Here is a 1,060-nt window from a genome sequence, read left to right as displayed (position 1 = left end):
CACGGCCGTGCCTGCGACCTGCACCTCGTCGACGACGTCCGGGTACAGGTGGAGGCCGGCCGCGTCGGCCGCCGGCAGCCACACCACCGGCGTCCGGCCCGGGTCGTCCTGCCCGGCGTGGGCGACCACCGTCACTGCGTGAAGCCGACAGCAGGTGGGGCGGATGCTCACGGTCGGCTTTGCCAGAACGGCAAACCGGCTCGTCCTTTCGGCGGATTCTCCCACAGGATCGGCACGGTGCTCGTGGACCGGCGAGATGGAGCCGCTCCCCGACGCACGCCCGATCGACAGCCCGGGAGGACGCATGCCACAGCACGACGTAGCGCTCACACACCGACTGGTCAACTCGCCGGGGCACCGGATCCATCTGGTGGAGCAGGGCACCGGGCCGCTGGTGCTGCTGGTCCACGGCTTCCCGGAGTCCTGGTACTCCTGGCGCCACCAACTCCCGGCCCTCGCCGCGGCGGGATACCGCGCGGTCGCCCTCGACGTGCGCGGCTACGGCCGCTCCTCCAAACCCGCGGTCCCGGCCGCCTACCGCATGCTCGACCTGGTCGAGGACAGCGTCGCCGTGGTGCGCGCCCTCGGCGAGGAATCGGCGGTGGTCGTCGGTCATGACTGGGGCGCGACGGTGGCCGCCAACTGCGCTCTGCTCCACCCGCAGGTGTTCCGCGCAGTGGGGCTGCTCAGCGTCCCCTACACTCCGCGAGGCGGGCCGCGGCCCAGCGAGATCTTCGCCCACCTGGGCGGGGACGACGAGTTCTACGTCTCCTACTTCCAACAGCCCGGCCGGGCCGAGGCCGAGATCGAACCCGATGTCCGCAGCTGGCTCGCGGGCTTCTACGCCGCCCTGTCAGCCGACACCATGCCCGCACCCGGCGCTCCCGACCCGCACTTCGTCGCGAGGGGCGGCACGCTACGTGAGCGCTTTCCGTCCGGTCCGCTGCCCGCGTGGCTCAGTGAGGGCTTCGGCATCCTGCGCGCCGTCGACTGGGACTTCCACGAGATAGCGTTCGCCGTCCCCCTCATCGCCATGACCGGCAGGCAACTCATCTGTCGC

1 protein-coding gene is annotated in these 1,060 nt (G+C 71.6%); it reads left to right on the top strand.

What is annotated here, in order from left to right:
- Positions 1–304 precede the first annotated feature (304 nt).
- The coding region (locus tag ABZ885_RS41935) for an alpha/beta hydrolase (protein ID WP_360200566.1) at positions 305–1,060 on the top strand (756 nt) is incomplete at its 3' end.

The organism is Kitasatospora sp. NPDC047058 (assembly GCF_040643935.1).
In the GTDB taxonomy this organism is placed as follows: Bacteria; Actinomycetota; Actinomycetes; order Streptomycetales; family Streptomycetaceae; genus Kitasatospora.
Note: the sequence above shows the minus strand (reverse complement) of the source record. Positions and strands in the feature narration are given on the sequence as shown.